This is a genomic window from Nocardiopsis akebiae (genome assembly GCF_018316795.1).
Classification (GTDB): Bacteria; Actinomycetota; Actinomycetes; order Streptosporangiales; family Streptosporangiaceae; genus Nocardiopsis; species Nocardiopsis dassonvillei.
Window position 1 is genome coordinate 1,706,746 of record NZ_CP074132.1, and the last position, 25,264, is coordinate 1,732,009.

Below are 25,264 nucleotides of genomic sequence, written 5' to 3' on the forward strand. Positions count from 1 at the left end.
GCCGCCGGGACCGCTAGGACGTCCTGGACCACCGGGCGAGCGCCCGCAGCGGCGCCGACCGGCCCCGCCGGGGCACGGTCCACACCGTGTGCCCCGGCCGCCCCCACCGCGACAGCAGGGCGTTGGCCGCGAGCAGACCGCTGGTGGCGGCGCGTTCCATGAGGGCCACGGGCAGGTCGGTGCGCACGTGGTCGCCCGCCACCGTCACGAACGGGTCGGGCGTGGTCACCCCGCACCGGTCCCGGTGGCCGCCGGGCGCGAACAGCGGGCAGTCCGCGCGCAGTTCGTGCCGGGCGTCCACCGCGCGGGCCCCGCGCAGCTCCGGGTAGACGGACTCGGCCTGTTCCCGGAGCCGGTTCCGTTCGTACTCGGGGCGGCACCCCTCCTCCAGCGCGTAGGCGTGCAGTTCCACCACCGACCCGCCGGTGCGCCGGCTCCACTCGCGGGCCTCGTCCTCGTACCGTTCCAGCACGCTGATGTTGTCCAGGGTGGGGTAGCCCGCCGTGCCCAGGAAGGCTGGCCGGTGCGGGCGCACGGGCCGGTCCAGCCAGTAGCGCGACACCAGGAACGGGGGAGCCGTGCGCACCCGGGCCATCCGGCCGCGCCAGTCCGGTCCGCCCAGTTCCGGCGAGGCGGCCACCAGGTCGCGGGTTCCGGCGGGGTCGGCGGCCAGCACCACGGCGTCCGCGTCCTCCTCGAAGACCTCGCCCCCGGCCGTGCGCCCGCGCAGCGTGAACCGGCTCCGCGGTTCCCGGCGCTCCGGTTCCCCGCCGTCGCGGGCCCGGACCACCTCCTCGACCAGCACGCCGGTCCGCAGCCGGACTCCGCGCCCGGCCAGGTAGCGCTCCAGGGGGTCCCACAGCGCCTGCGGGAACGGTGAGCCCGGCACGTCGAACACCAGACCCTCGGACGAGCCGAGGAAGTACACGTGGAACATCAGCGCGAGTTCGGCGGCCGACAGCACGCCGGGGTCGGAGAAGAAGCTGCGGGTGAACACCTCGAAGGCCAGGTGTCTGGCCGTGGGCGGGAAGCGCACCGCGTCCAGCAGGTCGCGTGCGCTGAGGTGGTCGAGCCGCTCGTACACACCGGGCACGTCCACGTCGAACAGTTGCAGGGCCGCTGGCAGGTTGACCCGCGCCATGTCGCGCGCCGGGAAGCTGGGGCTGGTCGCCGCCAGGGCGGCCGCGTTCCACGGCGGGGTCGCGGGCAGCCCGGAGAAGCGGTCGCGCGGCCCGTCCCGGTGCACCAGCGGGTAGTCCGTGAGCGGCACCAGCGCGCCGAGCCCGGGGTCGCCGCGGCGCAGCAGGGCGCGCAGGTTGTAGTACTGCCGGAAGAACGCGTGGAACCCGCGGGTCATGGTCGCGGGCGAACCGTCGGAGAGCGTCGTGGACCAGCCGCGCAGCCGCCCCCCGAGCGAGGGTTCGCGCTCCAGCACCGTCACGTCCACGTCCCGCTCGGCCAGCGCGCAGGCCGCCGCCAGCCCGGCTATGCCGCCGCCGACCACGACGGCGCGGGGCCTCCCGGCGGTCGCGGGACCGGTCGGCGGGGCGGGCGGGACGGCCTCGGCCAGGGGGTCGCGGACGCCGGGGGGACGGCCGGACCCGTCGGAGCCGGGGCGTCCCTCGCCTTCAGAGCTCGTCAACGCGGCCCCCCTGAGCGCCTTTCCGAGCGCTGTTCAGAGCGCTCTCCAGAGCGCCGTCCGAACCGCCGTCCGAACCGCCGTCCGAACCGTCGTCCGAAGCGCCGTCCGAACCGCCGTTCGAAGCGCCGTTCGGGCGCCGTCCCACGAACGTGTGCGTGACCCCGTACTGCCAGCCCGGCAGCGGCGCGCTGGCCACCGACTCCAGGCCCGCGCGGCGCATCCGGTCCAGCAGCGCGCCGCGGCCGTCGAACTCCAGAACGCTGCGCCACAGGTAGTGGAACAGGTCCGCCCGGCCGGTCAGCGCCTTGCCCGCCGGGATCACCACTCCCCAGCACACCGCCGACCACACCGCCCGCGCCGACACCGAGTCGGCCACGGAGTACTCGTGCAGGACGACGCGGCCGCCGGGTTTGAGCAGAGCGCGCACCGAGGCGAGCAGGGCGTCGGGGTCGGGGCAGTTGCGGATGAGGTAGGCCCCGAACACCGCGTCCACCGGGCCGCCCACGTGCTGCCCGGCCCACTCGGGGGTCAGCTCCTCGGCCCTGGCCCGGTGGAAGGAGACGGACTCCGGCCACGGCTTGGCGCGGGCCGCCTCCAGCATTCCGGGCGAGGCGTCCACGGCCGCGATCCGGGCCCGGGGCAGGGCGCGCAGCAGGGCGGCGGTGGAGGCGCCCGTGCCGCACCCGAGGTCGAGCAGGCGCAGCCCCGTGCCGTCCCAGGGCAGGCCCAGCCGCCTGGCGGAGACCCGCAGGTGCGCGTGGTAGCCGGGCTTCGCGCCCACGAGCCGGTCGTAGGCTCCGGCGGCGTGGTCGAACTCGTCGGTGACCGCGCCGTCCTTCATGGCGTGCGTCGTGGTGTCCACGTTCTCCTCCCGGGGGGTGTTCGCGTGCGGGCGCGGCCCTTCCCGTGCATGCTGGGGGCATGGCCGACTACGACGTGGCGATCATCGGCGGGGGAGCCGCTGGGCTCACCCTGGCCCACCAGCTCCGCGGGGTCAATGACCGACGTGGCCGACCGCTGCGGGTCGCCCTGGTCGAACCGCCCCCCGGGCCGCACACCCCTCCGCCCCGTACCTGGTGCTTCTGGGAGCCCGACGGCGGGCCGTGGGACCACCTGCTGGCCGCCCGCTGGCAGGACCTGTCAGTGGTGGGGCCGGACGGGGCCTCCCACGACTCCTCGGCGGCGCCCTACGTGTACAAGATGCTGCGGTCGGCCGACGTGGACGCGCACGTGCGCGCCTCGGCCGGTGAACACGTGGACCAACTCCCGGTGCTGGTCACCGGAGTCGCCGACGGCGCCGAGCACGCCGTGGTGCGGGGCACTGGACCCGGGGGAGGGGAGCGTGAGCTGACCGCCTCGTGGGTGTTCGACTCGCGTCCGCCCCGGCCCGCCCCGCGCGGGCGCACGCACCTGCTCCAGCACTTCCGCGGCTGGTTCGTGCGCACGCCCGACCCCGCCTTCGACCCCGCCTCGGCGGTGCTCATGGACCTGCGCCCTCCCCAGCCCCCCAACGGCGTGGCCTTCGGCTACGTGCTGCCTCTGTCGTCGCGCGAGGCGCTGGTGGAGTACACCGAGTTCGGCCGCGAGGCCCTCACGACCCCCGAGTACGAGCGCGCGCTCAAGGACTACTGCGGTCTGCTCGGGCTGGGGGACGTGGAGGTGACCGGGGCCGAGCAGGGCGTCATCCCGATGACCGACGCGCGGTTCCGGCCCCGCGCGGGGCGGCGAGTGTTCCGGGTGGGGACGGCGGGCGGCGCCACCCGGCCCTCGACCGGGTACACGTTCAGCGGTGTGCGGCGCCAGACGGCCGCCGTGGCGCGGGCGCTGGCCCAGGGGCGGGTCCCGGTGCCGCCGGTGCCCCACCGGCGCCGCCACCTGGCGATGGACGCGGTCATGCTGCGGGCCCTGGACACGGGGCGGGTGCGGGGAGCGGAGTTCTTCGCCGGGCTGTTCGCGGCCAACCGCCTCGGGGACGTGCTGGCCTTCCTGGACGGCGGTTCGCGCCTTCCCCGGGAACTGGTGATGGGCCTGAGCACACCGGTCGCGGCCATGTCGCTGACCAGCCTGGACCAGGCGTGGTATGCGCTGCGCGGGGCCGGTACGGGGGGCCTCAGCCGGGGGCCAGGATCCGCACGGCGTCGGTGAGCGAGCCCAGGTGCCCGGCGGACAGACCCGGGGCCGCGCCCAGCGACCGCCAGCCCGGCCCGGCCGTGTACACGGCGGTGGCCTGAGCAGACTCCGCCGCCGCGCGCACCGCGGCCCGCAGCGCCGCGACGTCGTCGGCGTTTCCGGCGTGGGACCACAGGACCACCGCGCGCGGGCCCGTGCGGCGCACCGCCCGCACCGTAGCCGCCACGGGCGTGCACGGCCCCAGCACCCGGCGCGGCACGCCCCGTTCCCGCAGCGCGGCGGCCAGCGCCTCCATCGGAAGGCTGTGCATCTGGCCGGGGCCGCAGGCCAGGACCGTGGCACGGCCCGCCGCGTCCGTGTCCGCCGGGGCGGCCACGCGGCGCAGCGCCGAGGACACGCACCACGACAGGAGGTGCTCCACCTCCACGTAGCGCCGGGTGTCCTCCCACTTGCGGCCCATCCCGTACAGCAGCGGCATCGCCAGGTCCTCCCAGGCCGCCACCACGCCGCGCTCGTCCAGCGCCTCCTCCAGCAGGAGTTCCACGAGTTCGGCGTCCATGCGCATGGCGGCGCGGGCGATCCCCTGGAGGGTGGGCCCCGCCGGGCCCAGCGGCAGGGTGTCCCCGCCGGGGCGCGAGCGGGACCGTGCGCCCATCCCGGGGGTCTCCGCTCCCTCCCCGCCGGTTCCCGAACCCTCCCCGGAGGCCTCCGCCTCCTCCCGTCCGGTCACCGCGCCCCGCTGCCGGGGAACGCGCGGCGCGACGGCAGCGGAGGCCGAACCCCCGCGGGCCGGGTCCAGCACGCACTCCGCCGCCGAGGCGGGCGACAGGCCCTCGCCGACCAGGCGGCACAGCTCGCGCAGGCGCGCCACGTCGGCGGGGGAGTAGCGGCGGTGCCCGCCCGGACTGCGCTCGCGCGGCCCCACACCGTAGCGCCGGTCCCAGCTGCGCAGCGTGGAGGGCGAGACCCCGAGCAGACGCGCGGTCGCCCCGGGGGTCAGTGCGTCGGCCATGGCGCCCCAAGCGTTGCGAAATCGGTGCGTCTTGTGCCGCGCACCACACGCGTAGAACTCTAGCTGGGAGGACACCGGAAGGGGCAGCACCATGGATCTGGACACCAGGCGCCCGGCCGACCGCCGTCTCAGCGTGGTCTACCGTGTCGGCGCCGGACTCACCGGACTCGTACTCATGGGCTTCGGTATCGCGGGGCTGGTGGTCAGGCTCCCGCTCTTCGACACCCAGGGGGAGGTCATCGCGGGCCTGTCCACCAACGGCGCGCTGAGCTTCGTGTCCGTCGCGATCGGCTCACTGCTGCTGGGCGCCTCCGTGCTGGGCGGCTCGTTCGCCTCCACCGTCTGCACGGTGGTGGGCGTGGGCTTCGTGGCCAGCGGACTCGTGAACCTCTACCTGATGAGCGCGGGGCCCAACATCCTGGCCTTCTCCATGCCCAACGTCATCTTCAGCTTCGTCGTCGGGATCATGGTGATGACCTTCGGCATGTACGGCCGGGTCAGCGGCGGCCTGCCCGAGGACAACCCCTACCGCCGCAGGCGCGCGCGGCGACGCGAGCGCCGCCACGGCGTGGTCGGTGCGACCGGATGAGGCCGTCCGTCCTGGTCACCGGGGCCACCGGCTACATCGGCGGACGCCTGGTGCCCGAGCTGCTCGCGGCCGGGTACCGCGTCCGCTGTCTGGCGCGCACTCCTGACAAGCTGCGCGACCAGCCCTGGCGCGACCGCGTGGAGGTGGTCCGGGGCGACGTGGTCAGCGGCGAGGGCCTGGCCGAGGCGTTCGCGGGCATCGACACCGCCTACTACCTCGTCCACTCGATGTCGGGCGGGCGCGACTTCGCGGGAACCGACGCCCGTGCCGCCCGCAACGTCGCCCGCGCGGCGCGCGAGGCGGGCACGACCCGCCTGGTCTACCTGGGCGGACTGGCGCCGCACGGGGAGGGCCTGTCGGCGCACATGGCCTCGCGCGAGGAGGTCGGCCGGATCCTGCTGGAATCGGGCGTGCCCACCGCCGTGCTGCGCGCCGCGGTGATCCTCGGCTCCGGCTCGGCCTCCTTCGAGATGCTGCGCCACCTCACCGAGCGCCTGCCGGTGATGACCACGCCCCGCTGGGTGCGCAGCCGCGTCCAGCCGATCGCCGTGCGCGACGTGCTGCGGCTGCTGGTCGGGTGCGCCGAACTCCCGGAGGGGACCAACCGGACCTTCGACATCGGCGGCCCGGAGGTGCTCTCCTACGCCCGGATGATCCAGCGCTTCGCCGGGGCGGCCGGGATCGCCAGGAGGCTGATCATCCCCGTCCCCGTGCTCTCGCCGGGCCTGTCCAGCCTGTGGGTCGGCCTGATCACGCCGGTGCCGCCCGCGATCGCCCGGCCGCTGGTGGAGTCGCTGCGCCACGACGCGGTGGTCGGCGAGGACGACCTGTCCGAACTCCTGGACGACCACGACCGGATCGGCTTCGACCGGGCCGTGGAGCTGGCCCTGCGCCGCGTCGACGAGTCGCGGGTGGACACCCGCTGGTCCTCGGCCGCCTGGCCGAGCGCCCCGTCCGACCCCCTGCCGAGCGACCCCGCCTGGGCGGGCGGCAGCGTCTACACCGACGTGCGCGCGCGGTACGTCGACGCCGGAAAGGAGGCGGTGTGGAGGGTGGTCGAGGGCATCGGCGGCGAACACGGCTGGTACTCCTGGCCCCTGGCCTGGGCCGCGCGCGGCTGGATCGACTTGGCCGTGGGCGGGGTGGGCCTGCGCAGGGGGCGGCGCGACCCGGAGCGGCTGCGGGTGGGCGACTCCCTGGACTTCTGGCGGGTGGAGGAGGTCGTCCCCGGCGAGCTGCTGCGGTTGCGGGCGGAGATGCGCCTGCCCGGACCGGCCTGGCTCGAACTGGGCGTGGCCCGCGTGCGCGGACGCACGGTCTACCGCCAGCGCGCGCTCTTCCACCCGCGCGGCCTGCTGGGGCACCTGTACTGGAAGGCCGTCACGCCCTTCCACGGGGTCGTGTTCGGCGCGATGGCCGACAACATCGTCGCGGCGGCGGAACAGGCGTCCCGGGAACGGGCGTCCTCGAAGCGCGCGGCCCCTCGGGGGGCGCGCTCGCGCCGCTGACACCCGGCCCCCCGGCCCCGGTCCGCGCGGACCGGGGCCGACGGCGTTCGCGCCCGACCGCACCGCCGACCGGCGGTGACGGGGGCCGCGTCCGCGCAGGACGGGGGCGGGCGCACGGAGGGAGCGGACTGGGGTAGGGTCATGCCCGAAAGTAACTCGAAAAGCGAGATGCTCAAATTTCGAGCAAGCTGACGGTGTGAGAGGGATCCCGAAAGTGGACAAGGACAACGGCAGACCACCTGCCGGGCGGTCGCGCTGGTGGATCGGAGCGGCCCTGCTGGTCGCCCTGGTGTGGCTGGCGGGTGCCGGGCCCCTGGGCATGTTCCTGGGCAGGCTCGGCGAGGTGCAGACCAACGACCCGGGCGCGTTCCTGCCGGTGGGCGCCGAGTCCACCGAGGTCAGTGAGATCGCCGAGGAGTTCGACCGCGAGGAGGCGGTCCCGGCCGTCGTCGTCTACTCGCGCGAGGACGCCGGGGGCGGCGGTGGCGAGGCGCTCGGAGAGGGCGAACTCGCCGACATCGCCGCGGTCGCCGAGCGCGTGGGCGAGGAGCCCTGGGTCTCCGGCTCCGTCGTCGGCCCCGTCCCCGGGACCGAGGACCCCTCGGTCGCCCAGTTCGTGGTGCTGCTCGACCCGGCCGCCGACACCGGCGACGCGGTCGAGGACCTGCGCGCGGTGCTGGCCGACGCCCCCGTGTCGGGGCTCCAGGTCCAGGTCACCGGCCCCGCCGGTTTCGCGGCCGACCTCGCCGCGGCCTTCGGCGGCATCGACTCCACGCTGCTGATCGTGGCCATCACCGCCGTGCTGATCATCCTCGTGGCCGTCTACCGCTCGCCGCTGCTGCCGGTGCTGGTCATCCTCGCCTGCCTCCTCGCGCTCGGCCTGTCCGGCGCGCTGGTCTACCTGGCCGCCGACACCGGTCTGGTCAGCCTCAACGGTCAGAGCCAGGGCATCCTGTTCATCCTGGTCGTGGGCGCCTGCACCGACTACGCGCTGCTGCTCGTGGCCCGCTACCGCGAGGAACTGGCCGTCCGCGACCGCGTGCCCGAAGCCGTCACGGCCGCCGTGCGCGGCGTGACCGGCCCGGTCCTGGCCTCCGGCGGCACCGTCATCCTCGGCCTGCTCTGCCTGCTCGCCGCCGACCTGGCCTCCACCCGCAGCCTCGGCCCCGTGGTGGCCATCGGCGTCGTCGCGGCCCTGCTCTCGGCGATGACCTTCCTGCCCGCCGTGCTCGCCCTGTGCGGACGAGCCGCCTTCTGGCCCGTGGCCCCGCACAGCGGCGGCCGGACGGACGGATCCCTGGACGAGGTCGTGGCCAGCCACCGGTTCTGGGGCCGCCTGGCGACCACCGTCTCGCGCAGGCCGCGCCTGTACTGGATCGTCACCACCGCCGTCCTGGCCGCCGCGGCCGCGTTCGCGCCCCAGTTCGACGCCGGGGGCACCGGCCAGGCCGAGGTCTTCCGCACCGAGGTGGAGGCGGTCGACGCCCAGGAGGCCCTCGACCGGGGCTTCGGCTCCGACGCCAGCGCCGCCCCCGCCCTGGTGGTCGCCGACGCCGACCACCTGGACGAGGTCGTCCGGGCAGCCGAACGCCTGCCCGTCGTGGACGGGGCCGCGCCGGTGACCGAGCCGGGCCCGCCCGGCGCCGACCTGCCGCCCCTGGTGGAGGACGGCCGGGTGCTGGTCGAGGTGGTCCTCACCGTCGGCCCCGAGTCGGCCGAGGCGGTGGACGCGGTGCGCGACCTGCGGGCCGGACTGGGCTCCGTCGAGGGCGCCGACGCCCTGGTCGGCGGGGTGAGCGCCACCGACCTGGACACCCTGGACACCGCCCAGCGCGACTTCGTGGTCGTGGTGCCGCTGGTGCTCGTGGTGGTCTTCCTCGTGCTCATCCCGCTGCTGCGCTCCCTGGTGGCCCCGCTGCTGCTGATGGCCGTGAACGTCCTGTCCTTCGCCGCGGCGCTGGGCGTGGGAACGCTGCTGTTCGACCACGTGCTCGGCCTGCCCGGGGCGGACCCGGTGGTGCCGCTGTTCGCGTTCGTGTTCCTGGTGGCGCTGGGGATCGACTACAGCATCTTCCTCATGTCACGGGCGCGTGAGGAGACGCTGCTGCACGGGCACCGCGAGGGCGTGCTGCGCGCGCTGACCGTCACCGGCGGTGTGATCACCTCCGCCGGGGTGGTGCTGGCCGTGACCTTCGCGGCCCTGGCGGTGATCCCGCTGCTGTTCCTGCTCCAGCTGGCCTTCCTGGTGGCCTTCGGAGTGCTGGTGGACGCGCTGCTCGTGCGGACGGTGCTGGTGCCCGCGCTGTCCCTGGACGTCGGGTCCCGTGTGTGGTGGCCCGGGCGCGCGGGCCGCGCCTCCAGGACCGCGGAGGAGCGCGAACCCGCCGAGCGCTGACGCGGCGTCGGCTCCGTACCCGCCTGGACCCGGCCTCGTCGTGTGCGCTCTTCGGGCGCACACGACGAGGCGGAGCGCGCGTGCGCTCCGGAGGACGCTACAGGGCGTCTCCGGGCAGGTCCGCGTAGGCCGCGGCGAACTTGCGCACCAGCGCGGCCTGCGGCAGGTGGACGCCGTCGATGGCGGCCACCGGCCGCACGCCCGCGGTGGCGTTGGTGATGAACGCGCCCGCCGTGCGGGTGCTCGCCGCCGAGGCGATCGGCCGGGTGGTGACCGGGATGCCGAGGTTCTCGGCGGCCCGGCTGACCAGCGCCGTGGTCACCCCCGGCAGGCAGGGGGCCTGCGGCCAGACCAGGCCGCCGCCGTCCAGGAAGCCGATGTTCCAGGTGGGGCCCTCCGAGACGCGGCCGTCCACCCCCATGAACAGCGCGTCGTCGTAGCCGTCCAACTGGGCGGCGCGGCGCTGGCGGAGCGCTCCGAACAGGCCGGTGCTCTTTACCTGCGGGGTGTCCCGGGTGAAGAGGCGGGTGCCCAGACGGACCGGGGGAGGGGAGGAGCTCTTCGGCGCGGGACGGGTGCTGACGAGGATCTGCGGGAGCTGGCGGGCTGAGGGGCGGCCCAGGTCCATGTGGGGGTCGAAGACGGTCACGCGGACCACGGAGGGGGAGGGGTGGGCGCGCGCGGAGCGCCGGGCGAGTTCACGGACCCGGGGGATGTCGAGTTCGACGCCGAAGAGGGTGCGGCAGTCGTTGCTCAGGCGTTCCATGTGCAGGTCGAGGCCGCGGACGCGCAGGTCGGTGACGAGCATGGTGGTGAAGTGGCCGTAGCCGTACAGGGCGAGGCCCGCGAGTTCCCCGGTGCTGACGGGGCGTCCGTTCAGTTCCATGAGGTGTCCATCATGGCATTCCGGTATCCGCGCCATCGGGGTTTCCCCCACCGGAACCGGGGTGGGCGGCGCACCGCGCCGGTCGGGTCGGGACTCGGCCGCCGGGGCCCGTGTCAGCCGGTCGTGCGGCGGAAGCGGTACCACCGCGGTGAGGTCCGGTTCATCGGCCATCCCAGGCCGTCGGTCCGCGCGTCCTCGGCGGTGAGGAGCTCCCACCCGGGGAACGCGGCCTCGATCTCCGCCTGTGCGACGCCCTCGACGAGCCGCCGGTACCGGGACGGGCCGAAGGCGAGCATCAGCAGGGCGGCCCCCGGCGCGGCAAGGGCTGTCACTCCCCGCCCCTCAGCGGCCCGCTGGTCCGCGTCCAGGCCCTGGAAGCAGCCGATGTCGAGGAAGAGGTCGAAGGCCCCCAGGCCGGAGGATTCGAGGCCGGTCACGTCGCCGACGACGTAGGAGACCTCCGCAGGGCCCCTGCGGCGGGCGGCCTCCACGGCCTCCGGCACGATGTCGACGCCCACCGCCTCCCAGCCGCGCCGGGCCAGCTCGGGGGTGAACTGCCCGCGCCCGCAGCCGATGTCCAGCGCCCGCCCGGGGCCGGTCGCACGCGCCCGAGTCTCGCGGTCGAGCAGGGCGCCCAGCTGCGCCGCCCCGCCCGCGGCGCCGTAGCGCTCCCAGGGGGTGAGGCCCAGACGGTACATCCACGCGTATTTCGTCATGGCGTAAAGGTAGGACGGCTCTCCGGCGCGGACCTTCCACCCCCCTCTGAGGGTCTGCGTGGGGTGTTCCCGCTGTTGGGGAAGGCGGTCCATCCGGCTGCGGGCGAGGAGAGAGCGCTGGCGCCGCGGGTCCGGCGCGACCTACGGGGCGCGGCCCGCCGCGCGCCCCGCGGTCAGTCCCGCTGCCGTTCCATGGCGGTGAACGCGGTGACCAGCTGGTCCTCCGAGGTCTCCAGGTAGGTCGTCAGCTCGTCCGCCGCCCCGGCCGCGTCCCCGGAGGCCAGCAGGGTGTGGATCCTGCGGTTCCAGTCCAGGTACGGGGCGTGGAACTCCCGGGGCGCGTCCATCACGTGGAACACCAGCCGGGTCTCGGCCAGCACCTGGCTCATGAACTCGTTCACCCGCGCGCTCCCGGCCAGCCCGGCCACGGCCTGGTGGAAGCGCATGTTCGCCGTTCCCATCCGCCACCAGTCCTCGCGTCCGCGCGCGGACTCCCCCTCGTCCACGGCCGCCCCGACCAGCCGCACCGCCTCCTCGTCGGGGGCAACCGCCCCCCGCAGCGCGGGGAGCTCCAGGGAGCGGCGCGCCTTGAACAGGTCGCGGACGTCCTCGCTGGTCGGCAGGCCGACGAACACCCCTCGGTGCATCTGGTGCACCAGCAGCCGCTCGCGCACCAGCAGTCGGAACGCCTCGCGCAGGGTGTTGCGGGAGACTCCGAGCTCATCGCACAGCCGCTCCTCCGACAGGCGCTGTCCCGGCGGGTACACGCCGTCGATGAGGGACTCGCGGAGCAGCTCCGCGACCCGTTCGGCCTGCGTGGGCAGAGGGGGGAGGAGGCGGGTGCGGCCGCTGGTCCGGTCGGTGCGGGCGTCCGTGGCCGTCACAGGTGCTCCTTAAGGGGAATGGCGTCTGTTATTTCATTGTCACCGACGCGGAGGACTCCCGGGAGGGCGGGGAGCCCACAGAAGTCGGTTCATCGGACCGGTGGACCGTGGCGCGGTCCCGCGCGGCTCCGCCCACGGGCTCGCGGACGCCCCTTTGGGAGGTTCCTCCAACGCTTCTCTCGGGCAAAGCGAAGCGAAGAGACCCTCCCGCAACACAGGTGACCTGGGTTTTTTACATACCGGATCTTTACCTGTCTCGTTGGATTGAAGTATCGTTCAACAATCCAACGATGGCGCGGTCGGTTATCGCGTCACCGACCCACATCGGACCCCTTGGAGTGACCCATGGGTGACACACCCCCCGCACCCCCGAAGGTGCGCCCCCGTGTCGGGCGGATCGCGATCAGCAGCAGCCTGCTGGGTGCGATGTTCCTCATGGCCACCAGCGCCATCGGCCCCGGCTTCATCACCCAGACCACCACGTTCACCGCCGAGCTGGGCGCGACCTTCGCGGTCGCCATCCTCATCTCGATCCTGGTCGACATCGCGGTCCAGCTGAACATCTGGCGCGTCATCGGCGTCGCCGACACCCGCGCCCAGGACCTGGCCAACAAGGTCGTCCCCGGAGCGGGCTACCTGCTGGCCGCGCTCATCGTCTTCGGCGGCCTGATCTTCAACGTCGGCAACCTCGCGGGCACCGGCCTGGGACTGAACGCCATGACCGGGTTCGACACCCGGCTCGGCGCGGTCCTGTCCGCGGTCCTGGCCGTGGTCATCCTGGCCGTCAAGAGGCTGGGCGTGGCCCTGGACCGCGTCCTGATCGTGCTGGGCGTGGCCATGATCGTGCTGACCGTCTACGTGGCCTTCGTGTCCCAGCCCCCGGTCGGCGAGGCCCTGCGCCAGGCCGTCCTGCCCGAGCGGTTCGGCGCGGACGTCTTCCTGGCCACCGTCACCATCATCGGCGGAACCGTCGGCGGCTACATCACCTACGCGGGCGTGCACCGCCTCGTCGAGGCCGGCCAGGGCGGGCGCGAGAACGTCCGCGCCATCACGCAGACCTCCGTCACCGGCATCATCGTCACCGGCGTCATGCGCGTGGTCCTGTTCCTGGCCATCCTCGGCGTCGTCACGGGCGGCGCCGACATCCTGGCGTCCGCCAACCCCTCAGCCGAGGCCTTCCGCCAGGCCGCGGGCGAGGTCGGTGTGCGCCTGTTCGGCGTCATCCTCTGGGCCGCGGCGGTCAGCTCCGTCATCGGCGCCTCCTACACCTCGATCTCCTTCGTCACGAGCTTCCACCCGTGGCTGGAGAAGCGCCGGGGACTCCTGGTCACCGTCTTCATCGGCGTCTCGCTGGCGATCCTGCTGCTGTCCGGACAGGCCCCGAACACGCTGCTGATCCTGGCCGGAGCCCTCAACGGCGTGATCCTTCCGGTGGGCCTCGGCATCCTGCTGTGGGTCGCGGCCCGCCGCTCCGGCGACCTGCTGGGCGGGTACCGCTACCCGCGCTGGCTGATCGTCATCGGCGTCGCCGCCTGGGCGCTCACCGTGTACATGGCCATCGGCTCCCTGGGCGGCATCGCCGACCTCTGGCAGTAGCCCGCCGGGCGCGCGCCCTTCCACCGTCCCCCGCCCCTGCCCCGCCCGGACCGCCACCCGGGCGGGGTAGGGGTACCCCGCAAGGGGCAACACGAAAGAACGAGGAGCACCGACGTTGCGCATCGACCTCAACTCCGACCTCGGCGAGAGCTTCGGCCGCTGGGAACTCGGCGACGACAAGGCACTGCTGTCCATCGTGACCAGCGCCAACGTCGCGTGCGGTTTCCACGCCGGTGACCCGTCCGTGCTGCGGCGCACCACGCTCGACGCGGCGGCCGGGGGAGTCGCCGTCGGCGCGCACGTGGGCTACCGCGACCTCGCCGGGTTCGGCCGCCGCTTCCTCGACGTGCCGCCCGCCGAACTGACCGACGAGGTGGTCTACCAGATGGGCGCGCTGTCGGCGTTCACCCGCCTGGCCGGGGACCGGATCCGCTACGTCAAGCCGCACGGCGCCCTCTACAACACGATCGTGCACCACGAGAGGCAGGCCGCCGCCGTGGTCGCCGCGGTGCGCGAGTTCGACCCGGCCATGCCCGTGCTGGGCCTGCCCGGATCGCAGTTCCTGCGCCTGGCCGAGGAGGCCGGGCTGCCCGCGCACCGCGAGGCCTTCGCCGACCGCGCCTACACCCCGGAGGGAACGCTGGTCTCGCGCCGCGAGCCCGGCGCCGTCCTGCACGACCCGGCGGCCATCGCCGAGCGCTGCCTGCGCATCGCCCACGGCGAGCCGGTCGAGGCAGTGGACGGCAGCCGGATCGTCATCGAGGCCGATTCCCTGTGCGTGCACGGCGACAGCCCCGGCGCGGTGGACATCGCCCGGGCCGTGGCCGACCGGCTGCGCGCCGATGGCGTCACCCTCGCGCCGTTCACCGGGGAGGCCGCGTGACCCCTGCCGGGAGGGTGGGGCCCACCGACCCCGCCGAGGAGGCGCCGTGCGTGTCCTGACGTGCGCTGACAGCGGCGTGCTTGTGGAGGTCGCCGACCTCGCCGAGGTGATCGCGCTGCGCGCCGCGCTCCGGGCCCGGCCGATCCCCGGGGTCACCGACGTCGTCCCGGCCGCCCGCACGCTGCTGCTGCGGATCGAACCCGGCACCGACCCCGACGGGGTCGCCGCCGCTGTCACCGGCCTGCCGCTGGCGCCCGGGACCGGACCGGACTCCGGCGACTCCGTCACCATCCCGGTGTTCTACGACGGCGAGGACCTCGACGACGTCGCCGAGCTGACCGGCCTGACCCGGCGCGGGGTGGTCGAGGCGCACACGAACGCCACCTGGACGGTCGCGTTCTGCGGCTTCGCGCCCGGGTTCGGCTACATGGTCGGCGACGACCCGCGCCTGAACGTGCCCCGGCGCGGTGAGGCGCGCACCCGCGTGCCCGCCGGTTCGGTGGCCCTGGCGGGGGAGTTCGCGGGGGTGTACCCGCGCAGCTCTCCCGGGGGGTGGCAGCTTCTGGGCCGCACCGAGGCCCCGATCTGGGACCTGGACCGCGACCCGCCCGGCCTGCTGCGGCCGGGGGTGCGCGTGCGCTTCACCGACGCGGAGGCCTCATGAGTACGCGTGTCGCACCGGCACGGACGGAATCCGCCCGCGAACAGGGGCGGGAACCGGGGCGGGGACAGGAACGGGGAAGGAACGCGGTGTCGGGTCGGGAACCGGCGGCGCGACCGCGCGAGGCGACCGCGGCGCACGCCCCGACCGCCGGCGGGGGGCGGTCGGCCCTGGAGGTCGTGGCCACCGGGCCCCTGACCACGGTCCAGGACGCGGGCCGCTTCGGCCACGCCGACCTGGGCGTGGGCCGCTCCGGCGCCGCCGACGCCCGCTCCTACGCCCTGGCCAACCGCCTGCTCGCCAACCATCCGGGAGCCGCCGCCCTGGAGGCCACCCTGGGCGGGCTGCGCGTGCGGGCCCGCGGACCGGTGACCGTCGCCGTCACCGGGGCCGAGGCCCCGCTGCGGGCGGACGGGCGCGGCGCCGCCGCCAACACGGTGCTGCACCTGCCCGACGGCGCGGAGCTGGCCATGGGCGTGCCCGACCGCGGACTCCGCTCCTACCTGGGCGTACGCGGAGGGGTGGACGTTGCGCCGGTCCTGGGTTCGCGCAGCACCGACGTCCTGGCCGGGCTGGGCCCCGACCTGCTCGTGCCCGGTGCCCTGCTGCCGGTCGGACCCGCGCCCGCGGACTTCCCGAACGCGGACCACGCCCCCGCGCCGCCCGTCGGCGGCCCCGAGGAGGTCCTGCGGGTGGTCCTCGGCCCGCGCGAGGACTGGTTCACCGAGGAGGCCGTCCGCACGCTGCTGTCGTCCGCCTACGAGGTCACCCCGCGCAGCGACAGGGTCGGCGCCCGGCTGTCCGGCCCGGTCCTGGAACGCGCCCGCTCCGGCGAGCTGCCCAGCGAGGGCATGGTCGCGGGGTCGCTCCAGATCCCGCCGGGCGGGGAGCCCGTGCTGTTCCTGGCCGACCACCCCGTGACCGGGGGCTACCCGGTGGTGGCCGTCGTGTGTTCGGCGGACCTGCCCAGGGCGGCCCAGGCGCGCCCCGGCACCCGCCTGCGCTTCACCCTCTGACCGGCCGGGCCCCGCCGAGCGGCGGGGCCCGAAACGACCGCGGACCGGATTCCGTACCGGGAACGGGCCGCGGTGCGACCCCGCCCGCCGCACCCGGAACGAAAGGCAGAACCGTTGACCTCTCCGGCCGACCTCCCCCCGTCCCACGCCCGCGCGCTGTTCCGCGACGGCCTGCGCGTCCCCACCTCCGGCTACAGCGCGGGCTACGCGCAGGCCAACCTCATCGCGCTGCCCCGCGAGGCGGCCTTCGACTTCCTGCTGTTCGCCCAGCGCAACCCCAAGTCCTGCCCGGTCCTGGACGTCACCGAGCCGGGGCGGGTGGACGCCTCCGTCTTCGACGGCGACCTGCGCACGGACCTGCCCGCCTACCGGGTCTACCGCGACGGGAGGATGGTCGAGGAGCGCACCGACGTCACCGACCTGTGGCGCGACGACCTGGTGGCCTTCCTCATCGGGTGCAGCTTCACCTTCGAGACGCCCCTTCGGGAGGCCGGTGTGCCGGTGCGCCACATCGAGGCGGGCACCAACGTGGCCATGTACGCCACCAACCGGCCCTGCCGCCCCGCCGGCAGGTTCAGCGGTCCGCTGGTGGTCTCCATGCGGCCGATCCCCGCCGACCGGGTGGCCGACGCGGTGCGCATCACCTCGCGTTACCCGGCGGTCCACGGCGCCCCCGTGCACGTGGGCGATCCGGCCGCGCTGGGCATCGAGGACCTGGACCGCCCCGACTACGGTGACGCGGTGGAGGTGCGCCCCGGCGAGATCCCGGTCTTCTGGGCGTGCGGGGTCACCCCGCAGGCGGCCGTGACGGCCTCCGCCCCGGAGTTCGCCATCGGCCACGCCCCCGGGCACATGGCGATCACCGACGTGCGCGACTCCTCCTACCAGGTGCCCTGACGTTTGTCGCCGGACCCCGGGGGGTAGTCGCGGGCCCAGGCCTGAGCGACACGACGAACGAAGGGGAACGGTGTGAACAGCCGCGAGCAACTGATCGCCTGGCTCAACGACGCCTACTCGATGGAGAGGTCCCTCGAGGAGACGCTGGAGAGCCACGCCAAGGACGCGGAGAAGGACCCCGAGGTCCACGCCCGCATCACGCGGCACATCGAGGAGACGCGTGAGCAGGCCGAAACGGTCAAGGGGTGCATCGAGTCCCTGGGCGGCAGCGTGTCCAAGGTCAAGAGCGCCCTGGCCGGGATGATGGGTTCGGTGCAGGGCATCGCGAACAGGCCCGCGGGCGACACCATGGTCAAGAACGCCCTCTCCGACTACGCCGCCAAGCACTTCGAGATCGCCTCCTACCGGGCGCTGATCGAGGGCGCCCGCGCGCTCGGCGAGGAGCAGATCGCCCTCAAGCTGACCGCCATCCTCCGCCAGGAGGAGGACATGGCCCGCTTCCTGGAGCAGAGGCTCCCGGGCGCGGTGCGCACCGCGCTGGCCGACGCCGAACGCTGACCGCGGCGCGGACCGACCCCTCCCGGGCGCGGGGTGGGTCCGGCCGGTCGGAGGGCGCAGCGCGTCCGCACGGTCGGTGACGCGGCCTTCGCGACGGCGGCGCACCGGTCCTCGGGAACGGGGGCCCTCGGAAACCCTCGGGAAGAGGCCAAGACACCCAGGGAGGCGTCGATGACGGCATCCGCGCACGCGGGCGCGCGACCGCCGACGGCGCACGGCCGCAACACGGCCGCGGGCGTCCTGCTCGGGCTGGGCACGGTGGCGTTCGTGGACGAGGTGGTTTTTCACCAGCTGCTGCACTGGCACCACTTCTACGACCTCTCGACCACCGGCGTCGGCCTGGTGTCGGACGGGCTGTTCCACGCCTTCAGCTGGTTCGCCACGGTCGCCTCCCTGCTCATGGTGGTCTCCCTGCGCCGGGAACGCCGCTTCCGGGGGCTGGCCTTCACGGCGGGCTGGCTGACCGGGGCGGGGTCCTTCCAGCTCTACGACGGGCTGGTCCAGCACAAACTCATGGGCCTGCACCAGATCCGCTACGGCGTGAACCTGGTGCCCTACGACCTGACCTGGAACATCCTCGCCGGGACGCTGCTGGTCGCGGGTGTCGCGCTGTGGACCCTGTCCCGGGGGCGGGCACGCGGGGCGCCGGGTGCCGATCCCGGGCGGGCCTGACCCGTGGACCACCGCGGGCACGAACCCGCCACCGCGGTTCCCGGCCTCCTCGCACCCGGCGCGTGGGCCGTCCTGGCGCTGGTGTGCGCGGCCCTGGCGGTCTACGCGGTCGCGGCGCTCCCGCCGAGCCGCCGGGGCGCGGCCTGGCCCCGGACCCGCGTCCTGGCCTGGGCGGCGGGATGCGCGGCCGTGGGGGCGGCCCTGGTGGGCCCCCTGGCAGAGCGGGCCCACCACGACTTCGCCGCCCACATGGCGGGGCACGTCCTGCTGGGCATGCTGGGCCCGCTCCTGCTGGTCCTGGCGGCACCGGCCACCCTGGCCCTGCGGACCCTGCCGCTGGGCGCCGCGCGCACGCTCTCCCGGGTTCTGCGGTCGGCGCCCGCCGTGTTCGTGACCCATCCGGTCGTCGCGGGCCTGCTCAGCGTCGGAGGCCTGTGGGCGCTGTACCGCACCGGCCTGTACGCCGCGACGCACACCGACCCGCTCCTGCACGCCCTGGTACACGCCCACGTGCTCGCCGCCGGGTGCCTGTTCACCTTCGCGGTGCTGGGCGGACCCGACCCCGCGCCGCACCGGCTCCCTCCGCCGTGGCGGGCCGCCGCCCTGGTCGCGGCCGTCGCCGCGCACAACGTCCTGGCCAAGTCCCTCTACGCGGCGCCGCCTCCGGGGGTGCCCGCCGAACAGGCCGAGGCCGGAGCCCAGCTCATGTACTACGCCGGTGCGCCGGTGGAGATCGCGCTGATCTTCCTGGTGTGCCGTCCCTGGCTGCTTCCCCGGCCGCGCCCGGAAGCCGGGCGGGGCCGCCTCAGGACTCCTGCGGAGGAGGGGCGCCCCCGTCGGGCGTGGGTCGTCCGCCGTCGGTCTGCTGACCCCGGATGAGGCGACCGCGGCGATCGCGACCGGAGCCCCGGCCGCCGTTCCCGGCCTCGGTACCGCGGTCCTGACCGGGGGCGGAAGCGCCGTCCCCGTCCCCTCCGGACCGCTGCCCGCCGTCCCGTGCGGCCCCCGGGCGCTGACGGCCGCTCTTGCGCGAGTAGCCCGCCTGGCTCGCGTACAGCGACTTGGAGACCCGGGATGCGTCGCCGGTCCGGGTCATCCCCGACATCCGCCGCAGTTCCTCCATCTGCGCGAGCACCTCCGGCGGCGGAGCCGCCGCACGCGCCCCGGCGGCCCCGGCGGGCGCCTCCGGCATGTGGTCGGCCAGGTCCGTCCGCGCCTCCTCCAACAGACCCGCGGCGCCGAAGCGGTCGCCCCGGCGCATGGCCTCGCTGGCCCTCCTCTTGGCGGTCTGCGCCCGCTGGAGGACCTCCTCCGCGCGCACCTCGGGCCGGGGCACCCGCTCGTCGGCCGCGTCCTGCGCGACCACGCCGAGTTCGACGGGCAGGGACACGGTGCGGCTGGCCAGCGTGACCGGGTCGGCGTAGGTGACCTCCAGCGCGGCGACGGTTCCCGGAGCGGACAACCCGCAGACCTCCAGGCACAGCAGCAGGCGGCGCCGTTCCCCGGAGTGGAAGTCGCCCAGTTCGACCACCGCCGACCCGTCCGCGAGCTGGTGGGAGGGCATCTCGCCCACCACGGAGACGGCGCGCAGGAGCGGACCTGACGGAACCCGCAGCGACACCGCCTGAGCGGTCTTGGCCAGCAGGTACTCGGCCTCCTGGGCGATGAGGCCGCCCGCGGTGTCGGGGTCCTCGGCGAACAGTGCGCTGCCCGCGCCGCCGTCCGCCACCGCGCCGAGCAGTTCCTCGTCGTAGCCCAGGCCGTATCCCAGGGTCGTGGTGGCGACCCCGTGGGAGTAGGCGTCCGCCGCCACCTGCCGGAGCAGGTCGTGGTCGGTGACGCCCTGGTTGGCGTGCCCGTCGGAGATCAGCAGCAGGGTGGCGCCCCGGTCGGCTCCGGCGCGGCGGGCCTCCTGCGCACCGCGCATCAGCCCGCTGGACAGGTCGGTGCCGCCCGACGCGTGCAGCCCGGAGATCAGGCGGCGCACCCGCGCCTTGTCCTCCAGCGGCCCGCAGGGCACCTCGACGCGGGCCTGGTCGTTGAAGGACACGAGTCCGAAGTTGTCGGAGGGCGCGAGCCGCTCCACCAGGGACAGCAGCGCGCGCACCGCGCCGTCCAGGCGTCCTCCGCCCATGGACCCGCTTCGGTCCAGCACGACCTGGAGGGTCGCGGGCGGGCGCCCGGTGTCCTCCTGGCGTTCGGGGGCGGTGATGTCGACCAGGACGGACACGGCGTCGTCGGTGTCCCGGGGGACGGCGTCGAAGTCCAACAGCGCTGTCAGGTGCATGCGTGCTCCGGGGGTCGGGAGTGTGGCCATCCAGCCTAGGAAGCGGCGACGGCGTTCGCGCGGTCCGCAGTGGCCGGATGGGGCCATCTCCGGGCCGCGCACCGGGCCGGTCGCGTACCCGGGTTCCGCTACCCGGCCGGGCTCGGCGCGGTCAGCCTACCGTCGCGCATCTCCAGCACCCGGTCGGCCGAACCGAGGTACTCGGTGTCATGTGTGACCAGCAGCGTCGCTACCCGGAACGTGCGGGTGGCCTCACCGAGCAGGTCCATGATCCGGGCCCCGCGTTCGTGGTCCAGGGCGGCCGTCGGCTCGTCCACCAGCAGGGCGCTCGGCCGTCCCACCAGGGCACGGGCGATGTTCACCCGCTGGCGTTCGCCGCCCGAAAGCTGGTGCGGGCGCCGGTGCTCCTTCCCGGACAGGCCCACGGCGGCCAGCGTCTCCAGCGCCGCGGCCCGCGCCCGTCGCGGCGGACGGGAACGCATGTGCTCGGTGACCACCAGCTGTTCCACCGCTGTGAGGGAACCGATCAGGTTCGGCTGCTGGAAGACGATGCCCACCTCGCGCAGGCGCAGCTCGGCCTTCTCCCTCGGCCGCAGCCCCAGGGTGTCTGTGCCGCCCACCACCACCGTGCCCGAGTCCGGTCGGACCAGCGTGGCGGCCACCGCCAGCAGGCTCGACTTGCCCGAACCGGAGGGGCCGACCACGGCGGCGGTCTCCCCGGGCCCGACCCGGACCGACACCCGGTCCAGGGCGGTCACCGCTTCGTCGCCGTCGGGGTAGGTCAGGGTCACGTTCCGCAGTTCCAGGCTCATCGGACTCCTCCCAGCGCAGTCAGCGGATCGACGGCGGTTACGCGGTGCACGGCCAGGACCGCGCCGAGCATGCCCAGGACGACCAGCGCCGCCACCGGACCGAGCGTGGTCGCCGGTACCAGGCTGAAGGGCAGGGAACCGGCGGCCGCCGCGCCCAGCGCCACCCCGGCCGCGCCGCCGACGACGGCTCCCGCGGACAGCACCACGAGCGCTTGGGCGAGCGCGTCACGCAGCAGGTAGCGGGTGGAGCCGCCGAGCGCCTTGAGGATGGCCACGTCACCCGAGCGCTGGATGGTCCACACGGTCAGGAACGCGCCGATGACCAGTGCGGAGATCGCGTACAGGAACCCCTGCATGGCGACCAGCGAACCGTTCTCCGAGGAGAACGAGCCGATGGCGGAACGGCTGTCGGAGAGGGTCGTCGAGACGGTGCCCGCCGCGGCGTCGGCGTCGGCGGCGGCCTTGTCCGACACCACCTGCGCGGCGACCACGTTCGCGGCCGGCGCGTCGTCGCCCTCAGCGTGCCGCGCGCGCGGGTCCAGCTCCCGCCAGGTGTCGATCCCGGCCCACACGGCCGGGGTGTGGCTGTGCTGGCGGGTGTCGGTGACGGCGTCCACGACCAGAGCGGACCCGGCCACGGTGACGGTGTCGCCGGGGCCGACGCCGAACTCCTCGGCGACCTCCTCGCTCACCACCAGCCCGCCGCCCCCTTCGAGGCCCTCCGGCGCCAGGCGGCCCTCCGGCACGACGCCGAACAGCGCCGCGGCGGCGGATTCCCCGTTGCCGAACTCGAGGCGGCTCTGTGTGACGCCGAGTGGCTCGGCCCACCGCACGCCCTCGGCGGCGGACCAGGCGTCGACCTGTTCACCGGTGACGGTGCTCTCGGCGTAGGACTCCTCGGGGTCGCCGTCCCCGGACGTGCCGAAGGCGACGTGGCTGGCGGGCAGGCTCGTGACCGCTGAGGTGGACTGGTCGGCCAGCCCGGCCGTCAGACCCGACAGCAGGACGACCAGCAGGGTGATGAGGGCGACCACGGAGCCCATCAGCGCGAACCGCCCCTTGGCGAAGCGGATGTCGCGAAGTGCGACGAACACGGCGGTCCTCCTTCCCGGAGGTACTTGGTTGTTGACGTGTTCCAGGCTCACGTGCGCCGACCCTTCCGCGCATCGGGGAAACGGTGCGTCCGCGCGGGTCCAAGAGGTGGAGGGCGAACTCCATCGAACGGTTGACGCGCCGGAGCCCGGACCCGTCGTACGCTGCCGGAATGGGTCATGGCAGAGGACGGGCGCCCGAACCGCCCGGGGCGGCGCAGGTGCTGCGGGCACTGCGTCTGCTGTTGCACGTCTGCTTCCTGTTCCTGCTGGCGGTCGCCGCCGTCCGGTACGGGCTCTCCGCCGCCGACCCCGCCCTCGCCCATCCCGCCTGGGCCCGGTGGGCCGTCCCGTGCGGCGCGGTGTCGCTCGGCGCCGTCTACTGCGCGGGGATCCCCGCGGCGGGGCTGCGCCCCGACTCCGGCTTCCGCCCGGGCGCGCGCCGGGCGCGTGCCCTGGTGTGGCTGGCCTCGGTCACCGCCCTGTGGGCTCTGCTGGCGTGGGCCGCCCCCGACTTCGTGTGGCTGGCCTTCCCCCTCTACTTCCTGCACCTGCACCTGCTGCGCGGGGCGCACGCGGTGGCGGCGGTCGTGGTGATCACCGCGGCCGCGATCGCGGGCCGGGTCCTGCACAGCGGGGACCTCACCCCCGGCGGAGTCCTCGGGCCGGTCCTCGGGGCGGCGTTCGCGGTGGCCATCGGCGCCGGGTACACGGCCCTGTCCCGCGAGAGCGAACGGCGGCGCGAACTCATCGACACCCTCACCCGCACCCGCGACGAACTCGCCGTCTCCCAGCGCCGCACCGGCGTCCTGGACGAACGCGAGCGCCTGTCCCGCGAGATCCACGACACCCTCGCCCAGGGCCTGTCCAGCATCGTGCTGCTGCTGCGCTCAGCCGAGAACGCCCTGCCCGGGGACCCGGAGCTGGCCGCCACCCGGATCGCGGAGGCGCGCGGGAGCGCCTCGGACAACCTCGCCGAAGCCCGCCGCTTCGTCCGCGACCTCGCGCCGCCCCCACTGGCCGGGGGCGACCTGCCCGAGGCGCTGGAACGGCTGTGCGCCCGGACCGGGTCCGGGGCCGGGTCCGGGACGCGCTGCCGGTTCCGCCTGGACGGGGAACCCGTGGCGCTGCCCCCGGGGTACGGGGTGGCCCTGTTGCGCGCCGCGCAGGCCAGTCTGGCCAACGTGGCCGCCCACGCCCGGGCGGCCAACGCCGTGGTCACGCTCGGCTACCTGGACGGTGAGGTCACCCTGGACGTGTACGACGACGGCGTCGGGTTCGCTCCGGAGGAGACCGGGCCCCGGCGCGACGGCAGCGGTTACGGTCTGGCCGCCCTCCGCGACCGGGTGGCGGCCCTCGGCGGGCGGCTCGACGTGGAGTCGGCGCCGGGTGAGGGCGCCGCGGTCGCTGTCCGCCTGCCCCTGATCCGGAAGGAGGGTCCGTGACCGACATCCCCGAGGGGCCCGGGGAAACCGGGGACCGCGGTGGTACCGGTGGTGCCGGTGGCTATGGCTGTTCCGAGAGGTTCAGAGGTCCCGGCGGTTCCAAGCGCACCGACGGACCCGGCGGATCCGGGGGGCCGGGTCGCCCCGACCGTCCCGGCGGTGCGGGCGGAACCCCGCCCCCGGAGCCCCGGGGCTCCGGGGAGGCCCCACTACGCATCCTGCTCGTGGACGACCACCCGGTCGTGCGCCACGGACTCAAGGCGATGTTCTCCGAACGCCCCGACATGCTCGTGACCGCCGAGGCGGCCGACGGCCGGGCTGCCCTGGACGCGCTCGCCTCCGCCGCCGCAGATGGCGCTTCCGGCGTGGACGTGGTCCTCATGGACCTGCGGATGGGCGCGGGCATGGACGGCGTGACCGCCATCCGGCGCATCACCGCGCTCGACGCCCCTCCGCCCGTGCTGGTGCTGACCACCTACGACACCGACGCCGACATCCTCGCGGCCGTGGAGGCCGGTGCCACCGGCTACATGCTCAAGGACGCCCCGCCCGAACAGCTGTGCGCGGCCGTGCACGCCGCGGCCCGGGGGCAGACGGCGCTGGCCCCCGGCGTGGCCAACCGACTGATGGACCGGCTCCGCTCACCCCGCCCCGCGCTCAGCGGCCGGGAGCTGGAGATCCTCGGGCTTTTGGCGCGCGGTCTGTCCAACAGGGCGATCTCGCGGGAGCTGTTCATCAGCGAGGCCACCGTCAAGACCCACCTCGTGCACGTCTTCGACAAGCTCGGGGTCGACAACCGGACGGCGGCGATCGCCACCGCGCTCCAGCGCGGCATCATCCGTGTGGATTGAGGCGCGGCCCGCCGTCGGAGGCACGGGTCCGGGGCGGGGCTCAGAGCCGGCGCAGGCCCAGGCGGCGCAGCTCCAGGGCGGCCAGCGCGTCCACGGCCCCCCGGTCACCGGAGCGCCAGGCGCCCGCCGGGTCCTCGTGCGTACCGGCCAGCCGGGACGGGGAGGCCGAGGTCAGGGCGCGCAGGGCCAGTAGCCGGGAGCGGGCCTCGGGCGTGAGCCCGCGCAGCCGCTTGGCGGCGCTGGCGTGGCGCACCCACCGGGCGCGCAGGGGCAGCCAGGTGGCGGCGAGCAGCAGCAGCGGGAGCACGGCGGTCAGCAGCGGCAGGGCCAGCGCGAGCGAGGCCACCGTCTCCTGGAAGGAGACCCCGGCGGAGGTGAGGGACTCGCCGGTCTCGCTCATGCTGGTGAACGGGGTGGACAGGGCCTCCCCGGCCAGTGGCACCTTCCGGGCCTGCTCGGCGGCGGTGTTCATGTGCTCGCTGAAGCCCTCGCCCGTGCTCACCATGAGTTCGCCGGGGCGGCTGAGGGCCATGAGGGTCTCGCGCAGCGCCAGCGCCGCGCCGACCCACGCGTACACCCAGGCGGCGGCGAGCAGGTCGGAGGCGAACTGGAGGAACGCGCGCACGGGGTACTCGGCGTAGAGCTTCACGGGGGCCTTCCGGGGTGAGGGGCGGGCGTGGGCGGGGGACCCACGGTTCCCCGTTACCCGTTCCGGGCCACCTCACGCCGCGGA

At 74.8% G+C, this 25,264-nt stretch carries 24 protein-coding genes; 14 read left to right on the plus strand and 10 right to left on the minus strand.

What is annotated here, in order from left to right; all coding sequences use genetic code 11:
• Positions 1 to 13: 13 nt before the first annotated feature.
• Entirely contained in the window at positions 14 to 1,642 is a 1,629-nt protein-coding gene (locus KGD83_RS07340) for an FAD-dependent oxidoreductase (RefSeq protein WP_212643110.1), read from the minus strand.
• Positions 1,629 to 2,504, minus strand: coding sequence for a class I SAM-dependent methyltransferase (locus KGD83_RS07345; RefSeq protein WP_249352194.1), 876 nt, complete (start codon positions 2,502 to 2,504; stop codon positions 1,629 to 1,631). The genes KGD83_RS07340 and KGD83_RS07345 overlap by 14 nt, the downstream gene beginning before the upstream one ends.
• A gap of 59 nt (positions 2,505 to 2,563) precedes the next feature.
• Between KGD83_RS07345 and KGD83_RS07350 the strand changes: the two genes are divergently transcribed.
• Positions 2,564 to 3,787: a lycopene cyclase family protein gene (locus KGD83_RS07350; protein ID WP_212643111.1), complete on the plus strand. Its 1,224-nt coding sequence runs from the start codon at positions 2,564 to 2,566 to the stop codon at positions 3,785 to 3,787.
• Here the strand turns inward: KGD83_RS07350 and KGD83_RS07355 are convergent.
• Positions 3,753 to 4,784, minus strand: coding sequence for a MerR family transcriptional regulator (locus KGD83_RS07355; protein WP_212643112.1), 1,032 nt, complete (start codon positions 4,782 to 4,784; stop codon positions 3,753 to 3,755). The genes KGD83_RS07350 and KGD83_RS07355 overlap by 35 nt on opposite strands.
• A gap of 91 nt (positions 4,785 to 4,875) precedes the next feature.
• On the opposite strand from KGD83_RS07355, the gene KGD83_RS07360 reads away from it, so the two are divergent.
• The 3 genes from KGD83_RS07360 (at position 4,876) to KGD83_RS07370 (ending at position 9,276) form a co-directional block, all read left to right on the plus strand.
• The gene (locus tag KGD83_RS07360) at positions 4,876 to 5,373 is read left to right on the plus strand and encodes a DUF4383 domain-containing protein (protein ID WP_212643113.1); all 498 of its coding nucleotides are present in this window, start codon (positions 4,876 to 4,878) and stop codon (positions 5,371 to 5,373) included.
• Positions 5,370 to 6,881, plus strand: coding sequence for an SDR family oxidoreductase (locus KGD83_RS07365; protein ID WP_212643114.1), 1,512 nt, complete (start codon positions 5,370 to 5,372; stop codon positions 6,879 to 6,881). The genes KGD83_RS07360 and KGD83_RS07365 overlap by 4 nt, the downstream gene beginning before the upstream one ends.
• A gap of 214 nt (positions 6,882 to 7,095) precedes the next feature.
• The gene (locus KGD83_RS07370; RefSeq protein WP_212643115.1) at positions 7,096 to 9,276 is read left to right on the plus strand and encodes an MMPL family transporter; all 2,181 of its coding nucleotides are present in this window, start codon (positions 7,096 to 7,098) and stop codon (positions 9,274 to 9,276) included.
• Positions 9,277 to 9,373: 97 nt separating this feature from the next.
• Here KGD83_RS07370 and KGD83_RS07375 read toward each other — a convergent pair whose 3' ends face one another.
• From KGD83_RS07375 to KGD83_RS07385, 3 genes are all read right to left on the minus strand, one after another.
• On the minus strand, positions 9,374 to 10,162 hold the full coding sequence (locus KGD83_RS07375; protein WP_212643116.1) for an aminotransferase class IV family protein: 789 nt from the start codon (positions 10,160 to 10,162) through the stop codon (positions 9,374 to 9,376).
• 113 nt (positions 10,163 to 10,275) lie between these two features.
• Positions 10,276 to 10,860 (minus strand): class I SAM-dependent methyltransferase, encoded by a 585-nt coding sequence (locus KGD83_RS07380; RefSeq protein WP_212644309.1) that lies wholly within the window; start codon positions 10,858 to 10,860, stop codon positions 10,276 to 10,278.
• A gap of 191 nt (positions 10,861 to 11,051) precedes the next feature.
• Positions 11,052 to 11,762, minus strand: a complete 711-nt coding sequence (locus tag KGD83_RS07385) for a GntR family transcriptional regulator (RefSeq protein ID WP_212643117.1) — start codon at positions 11,760 to 11,762, stop codon at positions 11,052 to 11,054.
• A 345-nt stretch (positions 11,763 to 12,107) separates the two neighbouring features.
• Here KGD83_RS07385 and KGD83_RS07390 point away from each other — a divergent pair, with 345 nt between their 5' ends.
• From KGD83_RS07390 to KGD83_RS07425, 8 genes are all read left to right on the plus strand, one after another.
• Positions 12,108 to 13,358, plus strand: coding sequence for an NRAMP family divalent metal transporter (locus KGD83_RS07390; protein ID WP_212643118.1), 1,251 nt, complete (start codon positions 12,108 to 12,110; stop codon positions 13,356 to 13,358).
• A 115-nt stretch (positions 13,359 to 13,473) separates the two neighbouring features.
• A complete protein-coding gene (locus KGD83_RS07395) occupies positions 13,474 to 14,241 on the plus strand; it encodes a LamB/YcsF family protein (protein ID WP_212643119.1) in 768 nt (255 codons plus the stop codon).
• Positions 14,242 to 14,287: 46 nt separating this feature from the next.
• Entirely contained in the window at positions 14,288 to 14,905 is a 618-nt protein-coding gene (locus tag KGD83_RS07400; RefSeq protein ID WP_212643120.1) for a 5-oxoprolinase subunit B family protein, read from the plus strand.
• A gap of 86 nt (positions 14,906 to 14,991) precedes the next feature.
• On the plus strand, positions 14,992 to 15,918 hold the full coding sequence (locus tag KGD83_RS07405) for a 5-oxoprolinase subunit C family protein (protein ID WP_212643121.1): 927 nt from the start codon (positions 14,992 to 14,994) through the stop codon (positions 15,916 to 15,918).
• A gap of 114 nt (positions 15,919 to 16,032) precedes the next feature.
• On the plus strand, positions 16,033 to 16,815 hold the full coding sequence (locus KGD83_RS07410; protein ID WP_212643122.1) for a putative hydro-lyase: 783 nt from the start codon (positions 16,033 to 16,035) through the stop codon (positions 16,813 to 16,815).
• Between the two features lie 72 nt (positions 16,816 to 16,887).
• Positions 16,888 to 17,373 (plus strand): ferritin-like domain-containing protein, encoded by a 486-nt coding sequence (locus KGD83_RS07415; protein WP_212643123.1) that lies wholly within the window; start codon positions 16,888 to 16,890, stop codon positions 17,371 to 17,373.
• A gap of 171 nt (positions 17,374 to 17,544) precedes the next feature.
• The gene (locus KGD83_RS07420; protein WP_212643124.1) at positions 17,545 to 18,045 is read left to right on the plus strand and encodes a DUF2243 domain-containing protein; all 501 of its coding nucleotides are present in this window, start codon (positions 17,545 to 17,547) and stop codon (positions 18,043 to 18,045) included.
• A 3-nt stretch (positions 18,046 to 18,048) separates the two neighbouring features.
• Positions 18,049 to 18,924: a cytochrome c oxidase assembly protein gene (locus tag KGD83_RS07425; RefSeq protein ID WP_212643125.1), complete on the plus strand. Its 876-nt coding sequence runs from the start codon at positions 18,049 to 18,051 to the stop codon at positions 18,922 to 18,924.
• On the opposite strand, the gene KGD83_RS07430 is transcribed toward KGD83_RS07425, so the two are convergent.
• From KGD83_RS07430 to KGD83_RS07440, 3 genes are all read right to left on the minus strand, one after another.
• Positions 18,851 to 20,332 carry a vWA domain-containing protein gene (locus tag KGD83_RS07430; protein ID WP_212643126.1) on the minus strand — a complete coding sequence of 494 codons (1,482 nt, stop codon included), beginning with the start codon at positions 20,330 to 20,332 and terminating at the stop codon, positions 18,851 to 18,853. The two genes, KGD83_RS07425 and KGD83_RS07430, sit on opposite strands and share 74 nt — an antisense overlap.
• Positions 20,333 to 20,460: 128 nt before the next feature.
• Positions 20,461 to 21,144, minus strand: a complete 684-nt coding sequence (locus KGD83_RS07435; protein WP_212643127.1) for an ABC transporter ATP-binding protein — start codon at positions 21,142 to 21,144, stop codon at positions 20,461 to 20,463.
• Positions 21,141 to 22,238 (minus strand): ABC transporter permease, encoded by a 1,098-nt coding sequence (locus KGD83_RS07440; protein WP_212643128.1) that lies wholly within the window; start codon positions 22,236 to 22,238, stop codon positions 21,141 to 21,143. The genes KGD83_RS07435 and KGD83_RS07440 overlap by 4 nt, the downstream gene beginning before the upstream one ends.
• A gap of 170 nt (positions 22,239 to 22,408) precedes the next feature.
• Between KGD83_RS07440 and KGD83_RS07445 the strand changes: the two genes are divergently transcribed.
• Both KGD83_RS07445 and KGD83_RS07450 read left to right on the plus strand, forming a co-directional pair.
• Positions 22,409 to 23,680 (plus strand): sensor histidine kinase, encoded by a 1,272-nt coding sequence (locus KGD83_RS07445; RefSeq protein WP_212643129.1) that lies wholly within the window; start codon positions 22,409 to 22,411, stop codon positions 23,678 to 23,680.
• 224 nt (positions 23,681 to 23,904) lie between these two features.
• Positions 23,905 to 24,531, plus strand: a complete 627-nt coding sequence (locus KGD83_RS07450) for a response regulator (protein WP_212643130.1) — start codon at positions 23,905 to 23,907, stop codon at positions 24,529 to 24,531.
• A 40-nt stretch (positions 24,532 to 24,571) separates the two neighbouring features.
• On the opposite strand, the gene KGD83_RS07455 is transcribed toward KGD83_RS07450, so the two are convergent.
• Positions 24,572 to 25,180, minus strand: coding sequence for a hypothetical protein (locus KGD83_RS07455; protein ID WP_212643131.1), 609 nt, complete (start codon positions 25,178 to 25,180; stop codon positions 24,572 to 24,574).
• Between the last annotated feature and the right edge of the window lie 84 nt (positions 25,181 to 25,264).